Source organism: Coprococcus sp. HCN-4056, assembly GCF_037892645.1.
GTDB classification, from domain to species: domain Bacteria; phylum Bacillota; class Clostridia; order Lachnospirales; family Lachnospiraceae; genus Coprococcus; species Coprococcus ammoniilyticus.
In genome coordinates this window covers 1-324 of sequence record NZ_JBBKBL010000014.1, presented here as the reverse complement: position 1 = coordinate 324, position 324 = coordinate 1, and the positions used below count along the sequence as shown (strand labels likewise).

At 44.4% G+C, this 324-nt stretch carries 1 protein-coding gene; it reads right to left on the bottom strand.

Annotated features, from left to right (window positions below):
- A partial coding sequence (locus tag WKT03_RS12605) for a DUF5979 domain-containing protein (protein WP_340392368.1) occupies positions 1-324 on the bottom strand: 324 nt, incomplete at both ends.

Below are 324 nucleotides of genomic sequence, written 5' to 3'. Positions count from 1 at the left end.
TTTGCTGCATCCGTTTCATTCTCGGCTACTGTATAGGTTCCTACCGGTATGTCATTGATCGTTACGCTTCCGTTTGCCGGCACGCTGATTCCTGTCTTGGTTGCTGTTATGCTTCCATCCTCTTTGACATACTTTCCATTTGCATCTGTTACATAAATTGTAAAGTTCTTGCCTGCTGCTCCAAAGTCATATCCTACAACTTTCTTGGCTACGGTTAAGCTTCCCTTATTCTGGGTGTAAGTATTCGTTACGGTTGCGGTCGTGGTTGTATCCTTAGTTACCTTAACATCCCCCGTTCCGGTTACTGTTAATGCATAACCAGCT